This is a genomic window from uncultured Aureimonas sp., from assembly GCF_913775355.1.
GTDB lineage: Bacteria > Pseudomonadota > Alphaproteobacteria > Rhizobiales > Rhizobiaceae > Aureimonas.
This window is the reverse complement of sequence record NZ_CAJYIU010000288.1, coordinates 26,493-34,110: the sequence shown is the minus strand read 5'-3', so window position 1 is coordinate 34,110 and position 7,618 is coordinate 26,493. Positions and strand designations below refer to the sequence as shown.

Sequence of the window (7,618 nt, the reverse complement as noted above, 5' to 3'; positions counted from 1 at the left end):
GCCTCCTTGTGCGAACAGGTGACGCCGAGCGGCTTGTGCACCATGAGCGCGAAGCCCGGCAGCGGATCGAGCGGCTCGCCATCGACGACCATTCGTGTTTCAAGATCAGGGGTGACGGCGATGCGCTCGTCGGCGCGGGCCAGCGGCACGCCGTCCAGCCGGATGCGGCCGTTCTTCGCCAGAAGCTGGATCTCGCGGCGCGACGCGTAGCCGAGATTGGCCAAAAGCTTGTCCAGCCGGGCGGTCGGAACCTTGGTCATTTGCGCGCTTCGATGATCTTGTAGCCGGCCTCGTCGGCGAGCACGGTCATGCTGCGGAAGGCGACGCGGAGGCCGTCCTCGTAGGGCATGTGCCGGTTGGCGACGAGGACGAAGGTTCCCGAGCGCCGCAGCATGCGCGCGGCGGAGGCGACGAAGGCCTGGCCCAGAGCGCGGTCCTCGATGCCCTCGGCGTGGAACGGCGGATTGGACACGACGAAGTCGAGGTCGGCGAGCGGCACGGATCGCACGTCGGCCCAGTGAAACCGGGCGCGCGGATCGCCGACATTCTTCCTCGACGCCTCCACCGCGCGCCGGTCGATCTCGACCAGCGACAGCTCCTCGACCGCCGGCGCCGCAAGAACCGCGCGCGCGAGGATGCCCAGCCCCGCGCCGAGATCGGCGCCCCGCCCGGCGAAGGCCGGCAGGTACCGGAGAAGAAGTGCGCTGCCGGGGTCGATGCGATTCCATGAGAAGACGCCGGGCTGCGAATGCAGGCCGATTTCCTCGACGAAGGTCGGCGCTCCGTCTGCGATTGCCGCTTCGAGGCCGGTCGGCGCATCCGGACGCCGGACCTCGCAGATGCGCTGGCGCGCCTTGGATCGTTCGGCCACGGTGCAGCCGAAGGCTTCGAGTTCACCGCGCAGGCGCTGCCCGCCCTTGTCCTTGGGCGCAAGGGCCACCAGCGTTCCGCCGGGGCGCAGCGCCCGCAAGGCGTGCGCCAGCACGGCGCGGCGCTCGATCGAGCCCGGCGGCGCGGCGACGAACACGGTGTCGAGCCCGCCGGCGGGAAGGCTTTCCAGCGCGGCGGAGCCCGGCCGCAGCGGCGAGACCTGCACGGCGTCCTCCGGCACGTCGAGGAGGTCGGATGGCGGTGCGCCGTAGACGGCGCTGGCGGGGAAATGACGATCGCTCACACGGCCCCCATAGCAGCTTTGCCGGGAAGGTCGAAAGCGGGGCGGAACGGGCGTCCATCGCGGGAATGTGTCGCCGGGTCGCGCGCGATGACGGCCGCCGCCGCTTCCGGCGTCTGGCCGGCCGGGATAGGCTGGCAGCGCGGGGAGCGATTCCGTCCGAGCGGATCGAAGCGCCCGCGGAAGGAATGTTATGCCAGCCGAACCGCAACCCGGGATCGAGGAGACCGGTCCGATCATCCTATTCGACGCCGAATGCGTCCTTTGCTCGGCCAACGCCCAGTTCGTGCTCGACCACGACAAGGCGCGGCGGTTCCGGCTCGCATCGATGCAGGGCGACGTCGGGCAGGCGCTCTACCGGCGGCACGGCATGGACCCGAACGACCCGACCACGATGATCATCGTCGATGGCGATCGCCTGCGCCGCGACAGCGATGCCGTTCTCAGCATCTACGAGACGATCGGCTTTCCGTGGAAGCTGATGACGGTGTTCCGCCTCGTGCCGCGCCCCTTGCGCGATCTCGTCTATCGCACGATCGCGCGCAATCGCTACCGGCTGTTCGGAAAGCGGGAGACGTGCTGGGTGCCGGCCCCCGAGTATCGCGGCCGTATCCTTTGAGCGGCGCGGCCTCGTCCTATCAGGTCGTGATGGGCGACGCCTTCGATGCCCTCCCGCGTGAGGTTCGGGCCTTCCACGACGGCCAGGGGCCGCATCGCTGGTCTGGCACGGCCACGATCCGGCGCGGCCGAGGACCGCTGGCCCGGCTCGCGGCCCTCGCCTTCCGCTTCCCCGAGGCCGGCGAGGCGGTGCCCGTCTCGGTCCTGGTCGAACCCTCGGGCGCGGGGGAAGCCTGGACGCGCGACTTCGGCGGCCATGTCCTTCGCTCCAGACAATGGGCGGGAAGCCGGCGAGGCGAGCGGCTTCTGTTCGAGCGCTTCGGCCCGATCTGCGTCGGCGCCGCCCTCGTGCGCGACGGTGATCGTCTCCGCCTCGTCCATCGCCGGGCGACGTGTCTCGGCCTGCCGCTGCCGCGATGGCTATGGCCGTCCGGCGAGGCCGTCGAGACGGCGAGCGACGGTTGGTTCTGCTTCGACGTCACGATCCGCGCGCCGCTGATCGGCCTCGTCGTCGCCTATCGCGGCCGCCTTACAAACGGGTCCGGGGCGCTCGGCGGGGAGCCGGTCACGAACTCGAACGCCACCCGCGACCGCGCCATCCCGTCGCGGCGGGAACGACACCCCTGACGAATCGTTTGCCTGCCCCATAATCTTCAGGTGACGCGGTGACACCCGCACGATGACCATGGCCTGCCCGCGAGGCGCCGACCACGCGACGAGCACCGGAGACACCAGCCATGTCCGTCGCCCTTCTTCCGACACCGCCGGCCGAGTCGAACGCGCCTGCGCTTCGATCGGACCAGACAGACATGGGACGACGATCGAGGATTGCCCTGCGGCTGAATAAGGTGGGCGTTCCGGCCGCGCTCCTGCTTTTCGGCGCGATCTTCCTTCTGCCGTTCGCCACCGCCAAGGCCAACCGCATCGTGCCGGGCGTCGCGAACGATTTTCTGGCCTCGCTTCCTGCGGGAACCGGGCATGTTCTCCTCGCGCTCCTCGTCGGGTGCGCCGCGCTCGGCGCCCTTCGCCTCGGTCCGACCTTGCGTGTCGGCGTCGCGCTCGCCGGTCTCGTCGTCCTGCTTCTGGCGATCGGCCTCGCGCCGGGCGTCCTCGCCGCGCCGGAAAACCCTTACGCGCGGGTCTCGCCGGCCTCCGGCTTCTGGGCGGCGCTCGCGGCCTTCGCGCTCCTCTTCACCGACGCCCTGACCCGGCTGCGGCCCGGCCCGGTGGCGCGGCTCGCGCTCCTCGCCGGCATCCTCTTCATCCTCGGCGCGCTTCTGGCGACGGGCCATTTCGACGGTCTTTCGGTCATGCGTGAATACGCCGTGCGCGCTGGCACCTTCTGGTCGGAGGGCGTGCGCCACGTCGCGCTCGCCTACGGCTCGATGGCCATCTCGGTCGCGCTGGGCGTGCCCTTCGCGGTGCTGGCGTGGCGGATCGAGGCGCTTCGTGCGCCCGCGCTCGCCGTCCTCAACGTGGTGCAGACCGTACCGTCGATCGCGCTCTTCGGCCTTCTCATCGTGCCGCTCGGCTGGGTGGCCCTCCACGTTCCCGGCGCGGCGACGCTTGGCATCCGCGGCATCGGGGCGGCACCGGCGCTCGTCGCGCTCGTCCTCTATTCGATGCTGCCGGTGGTCGCCAACACGCTGGCCGGTCTCGCCGCCGTGCCCGAGGCCGCGCGCGATGCGGCGACGGGCCTTGGCATGACGCGTCGCCAGCGCCTCGTCGGCGTCGAACTGCCGCTTGCGCTCCCCGTCATTCTCGCCGGCATCCGCATCGTCCTCGTCCAGAACATCGGGCTCGCTACCGTGGCCGCGCTGATCGGCGGCGGCGGTTTCGGCGTCTTCGTGTTCCAGGGCCTCGGGCAGAACGCCACCGATCTCGTGCTCCTCGGCGCGCTGCCGACCGTCGCGCTCGCCTTCGCCTCGGCCACCGTGCTCGACGCCGCCATCGACTTCGCCTCCGTTTCGCCCAAGGGGACCGCGCCATGATCGAGATCCGCCGCGTCACAAAGCGATACGACGCCGGCCCGGTGGTGGATGACGTGTCTCTCACGATCGAGCCGCGCACGGTGATGGCGATCGTCGGCACCAGCGGCTCGGGAAAGACGACCCTGATGCGCATGATCAACCGGATGATCGAGCCGACATCGGGCGAAATCCGTATCGACGGCACCGACATCCGCTCGGTGCCCGGGCCGCTGCTTCGCCGCCGGATCGGCTACGTCATCCAGAACCACGGCCTCTTCCCGCACCGCACGGTGGCCGAGAACATCGCGACCGTGCCGCGCCTTCTCGGCTGGAGCGAGCGGGACATCGCGGTCCGCGTCGAGGAACTGCTCGAACTCTTCCAGATGCCCGCGCGCGAGTTCGCCGGCCGACTGCCGCAGGAACTGTCCGGCGGCCAGCAGCAGCGCGTCGGCGTCGCCCGCGCGCTCGCCGCCCGGCCGAACATCCTCCTGATGGACGAGCCCTTCGGCGCGCTCGACCCGATCATCCGCGCCAAGGCGCAGAGCGATCTCGAAGCGCTCCAGAAGGCGACGGAGACGACGATCGTCCTCGTCACCCACGACATGGAGGAGGCGATCCGCCTCGGTCACCGGATCGCCGTGATGCGCGCCGGGCGCGTCGTCCAGTGCGCCACGCCGTCCGAGATCCTGGCGCGGCCGGCCGACGGCTTCGTCGAGGAGATGGTCGGCAGCGGCGACCGGGCGCTGCGCCTCCTTGCGGTCGAGGACATCGACGGGCTGCTGGAACCCGGCGAGGCGTTCGGTGCGCCGCTCGCGCGCGGCCTCAACCGGCGCGACGCGCTCGCCGAGCTCCTGTGGTCGGGCCGCGAGTCGGCGCCCGTGCTCGACGAGCGGGGCATTCCGGCCGGCATCATCCGGCGCGATGCGCTGATCCAGAGCGCGGCGCGCCCGGCGTGAGCCTCGCCGCGCCCCTCGCCCGCACGCTCGGGATCGCGCTCCTCGCCGCGGCGGTCCTGAAGCCGGAGGCCTTCGCGCCGCTGCTCCAGCCGCTCACGAACAACGGGGCGCCGGCGATCTACACGCAGACCAGCCTTCTCGCGCTGACGGCGAGCCACGTCGAACTGGTGCTCGCCTCCATCCTCGCGGCCTTCGTGGTGGCCCTCGGGCTGGCGATCCTCGTCACCCGCCGGTTCGGGGCGGACCTCCTTCCGCTGTCGCGCAGCATCGTCAACATCGGCCAGACCTTTCCGCCCGTCGCCGTCCTCGCGCTCGCCGTGCCGGCCGTCGGCTTCGGCCTTGCGCCGACGTTGTTTGCGCTCTTCCTCTACGGGCTGCTGCCGATCTTCGAGAATGCGGTGGCAGGCCTCAACGCGGCGGGCCCACCGGTGATGGAAGCCGCGCGTGGGGTCGGGCTGACGCCGTGGCAGCGGCTCTGGCGGGTCGAACTGCCGCTCGCCCTGCCGCTCATCGTCTCCGGTCTGCGCCTGTCGGTCGTCGTCGGCCTCGGCACCGCGACGATCGGCTCCACCGTCGGTGCTCCGACGCTCGGCGAGGTCATCATCGCGGGGCTCCTGTCGGGCAACACCGCCTTCGTGGTGCAGGGCGCCGTCATCGTCGGCCTGCTCGCCGTTCTCGTCTTCGACGGCCTCACCGTTCTGGAGCGCCGTCTCGCCCTGCCGCGTCGCGGCTGACCCCTGCCCCCGTACCGAGGACCCGTGGCATGACCATCCAGCCGCAACGCATCCGCATGCTGAAAGAGGGCGAGCCGCGCGAGAACGGCGCCTATGTCCTCTACTGGATGCAGGCGGCCAAGCGCGCGCACGGCAACCACGCGCTGGAATACGCGATCGACCGGGCGAACGAACTCGACCTGCCGCTCGTCTGCGTCTTCGGGATGACCGACGCCTTTCCCGACGGCAACGCGCGCCACTACCATTTCATGGTCGAGGGGCTGGCGGAGGTGGAAGCCGACCTCGCCAAGCGGCACGTGACCTTCCACGGCGCGCTCGGCGATCCCGACGAGATCGCGCTCCGCCTGTCGAAGAAGGCTGCGCTGACCGTCTGCGACCGCGGCTATCTCCGGATCGAGAAGGAGTGGCGGCGAAAGCTCGCCAAGGCCATCGAGTGTCCGCTGCACCAGATCGAGACCGAGACGGTCGTGCCCGTCGAGACCGCATCGCCCAAGCACGAATACGCCGCACGCACCCTGCGCCCGAAGATCCACAAGCTCTGGGACGAGTTTCTGCAGCCCCTGTCGGAGCGGCGGGTCAAGCACAAGCAGGCCGCCGACGTTCCAAAGTCGAAGCTCGACCTCTCGGACCCCGCCAAGCTCGTCGCCTCAATGAAGCTCGACCACAAGATCGGGGCCGTCACGCGCTTTCGCGGCGGCCAGGGCGAGGCGCGCAAGCGCCTGAAGGCGTTCCTTGGAAAGTCCTTCGCGACCTACGGCACTCGTCGCAACAAGCCGGAGGCGGCCGCCGCCTCGCACTTGAGCCCTTATCTCCATTTCGGGCAGATCGGGCCGCTCGAGATCGCGCTGGCGGTGCGCGAGGCGAAGACCGGCGGCGACGAGGACAAGTCGTCCTATCTCGAGGAACTGATCGTGCGACGGGAGCTCGCGATCAACCACGTCTTCTACGAGGAAAAGTACGACGACTACGCCTGCCTGCCGGACTGGTGCCGCAAGACGCTTGGCGAGCACGCCGACGACAAGCGCGCGCACGTCTATTCCGAGAAGCAGCTCGCCGCCGGCGAGACGCACGATCATTACTGGAACGCCGCCATGCGCGAGATGCGCGAGACCGGCTACATGCACAACCAGCTGCGCATGTACTGGGGCAAGAAGATCGTGGAGTGGTCGGCCTCGCCGGAGGAAGCCTTCCGCACGACGCTGCGGCTCAACAACCGCTACTTCCTCGACGGGCGCGACGCCAACTCCTTCACAAACGTCGCCTGGCTGTTCGGCCTGCACGACCGCCCCTGGGGCAGGCGCCCCGTCTTCGGCAGCATCCGCTATCTCGGCCCCGCGACGCTGAAGAAGTTCGATGCCGACGCCTATGTCGCGACGGTCGACAAGCTGGCCAAGGCGGAGGCCGACGCCTGACGCCTCACCACTCGATCGGCTTGCCGTCATAAGCGACGAAGCACCCGCTCCGCTCGGCCGGCAGGCCGTTGAGCACCGACAGAAGGGCGGCGGCCGCCGCGTCGGGTTCGAGGCGGTCGTGGTTTGCCGCGAACGGTTCGGACAGGCGCGTCGCGACCGTGCCCGGATGGAGCGCGGCCAGCACCGCCTCCGGCCGCTGGCGCGCGACCTCGACGGCGGCGGTGCGCACGATCTGGTTCAGCGCCGCCTTGGCCGCGCGATAGGAAATCCAGCCGCCGAGACGATTGTCGCCGATCGACCCGACCCGCGCGCTCAAGGTTCCGAAGAGAGACCGCCGTCCGCGCGGCAGGCGCGAGGCGAAGTGCTTCAGGATCAGCGCCGGGCCGATCGCGTTGACAGCGAACTGGCGCGCCATGCCGGCCGGCTCGATCCCCCGCAGCGATTTCTCCGGGCCGTAGCTGTCGAGCTGGAGGCCGCCGGTCGCATCGAACAGGAGGTCGAACTCACCGGTGCCGAGACGCTCGGCCGCCGCCGCAATGGAGGCCTCGTCCTCGAGATCGAAGCCATCGCGCCGCGACAGGCCGACGGCTTCCCCGCAGCGCGCGTCTGATTCCAGCGCCCGGAGGACCGCCCCTCCGATGCCCCCTGTCGCGCCGAACACGAGGGCCCGATAGCCCGTCTGCAGCGATGGCAGCATCCTGTTCCTCCTTGCTCGTCACATGCCGTCGGGTGCCGCTGGAACCGCGCGCCGTATGGT

At 70.2% G+C, this 7,618-nt stretch carries 9 protein-coding genes; 6 read left to right on the top strand and 3 right to left on the bottom strand.

The window, feature by feature from the left end:
* Together QZ753_RS17750 and QZ753_RS17745 are read right to left on the bottom strand one after the other, a co-directional pair.
* A partial coding sequence (locus QZ753_RS17750) for a S4 domain-containing protein (protein WP_294645570.1) occupies window positions 1-260 on the bottom strand: 260 nt, incomplete at its 3' end.
* Entirely contained in the window at window positions 257-1,174 is a 918-nt protein-coding gene (locus QZ753_RS17745) for a methyltransferase (RefSeq protein WP_294645568.1), read from the bottom strand. The genes QZ753_RS17750 and QZ753_RS17745, both read right to left, overlap by 4 nt.
* A 190-nt stretch (window positions 1,175-1,364) precedes the next feature.
* Between QZ753_RS17745 and QZ753_RS17740 the strand changes: the two genes are divergently transcribed.
* The 6 genes from QZ753_RS17740 to QZ753_RS17715 all read left to right on the top strand — a co-directional run bounded on the left by QZ753_RS17740 (window position 1,365) and on the right by QZ753_RS17715 (window position 6,861).
* Window positions 1,365-1,790, top strand: coding sequence for a thiol-disulfide oxidoreductase DCC family protein (locus QZ753_RS17740; RefSeq protein WP_294645566.1), 426 nt, complete (start codon window positions 1,365-1,367; stop codon window positions 1,788-1,790).
* A complete protein-coding gene (locus tag QZ753_RS17735; RefSeq protein WP_294645565.1) occupies window positions 1,787-2,416 on the top strand; it encodes a DUF4166 domain-containing protein in 630 nt (209 codons plus the stop codon). Before QZ753_RS17740 ends, QZ753_RS17735 begins: the two co-directional genes overlap by 4 nt.
* Window positions 2,417-2,598: 182 nt before the next feature.
* Complete coding sequence (locus QZ753_RS17730) at window positions 2,599-3,780, top strand: ABC transporter permease (protein WP_294645564.1); 1,182 nt, start codon at window positions 2,599-2,601, stop codon at window positions 3,778-3,780.
* Complete coding sequence (locus tag QZ753_RS17725) at window positions 3,777-4,715, top strand: ABC transporter ATP-binding protein (RefSeq protein ID WP_294645562.1); 939 nt, start codon at window positions 3,777-3,779, stop codon at window positions 4,713-4,715. The genes QZ753_RS17730 and QZ753_RS17725 overlap by 4 nt, the downstream gene beginning before the upstream one ends.
* A gap of 32 nt (window positions 4,716-4,747) precedes the next feature.
* Entirely contained in the window at window positions 4,748-5,449 is a 702-nt protein-coding gene (locus tag QZ753_RS17720; RefSeq protein WP_294645571.1) for an ABC transporter permease, read from the top strand.
* Window positions 5,450-5,478: 29 nt separating this feature from the next.
* On the top strand, window positions 5,479-6,861 hold the full coding sequence (locus QZ753_RS17715; RefSeq protein ID WP_294645560.1) for a deoxyribodipyrimidine photo-lyase: 1,383 nt from the start codon (window positions 5,479-5,481) through the stop codon (window positions 6,859-6,861).
* Between the two features lie 4 nt (window positions 6,862-6,865).
* Here QZ753_RS17715 and QZ753_RS17710 read toward each other — a convergent pair whose 3' ends face one another.
* The gene (locus QZ753_RS17710; RefSeq protein WP_294645558.1) at window positions 6,866-7,558 is read right to left on the bottom strand and encodes an SDR family oxidoreductase; all 693 of its coding nucleotides are present in this window, start codon (window positions 7,556-7,558) and stop codon (window positions 6,866-6,868) included.
* Window positions 7,559-7,618 lie beyond the last annotated feature (60 nt).

Coding starts and splice junctions, on each gene's coding strand:
- QZ753_RS17715 (WP_294645560.1), top strand. CDS start 5,479: ATGACCATCCAGCCGCAACGCATCCGCATGCTGAAAGAGGGCGAGCCG.
- QZ753_RS17740 (WP_294645566.1), top strand. CDS start 1,365: ATGCCAGCCGAACCGCAACCCGGGATCGAGGAGACCGGTCCGATCATC.
- QZ753_RS17730 (WP_294645564.1), top strand. CDS start 2,599: ATGGGACGACGATCGAGGATTGCCCTGCGGCTGAATAAGGTGGGCGTT.
- QZ753_RS17725 (WP_294645562.1), top strand. CDS start 3,777: ATGATCGAGATCCGCCGCGTCACAAAGCGATACGACGCCGGCCCGGTG.
- QZ753_RS17710 (WP_294645558.1), bottom strand. CDS start 7,558: ATGCTGCCATCGCTGCAGACGGGCTATCGGGCCCTCGTGTTCGGCGCG.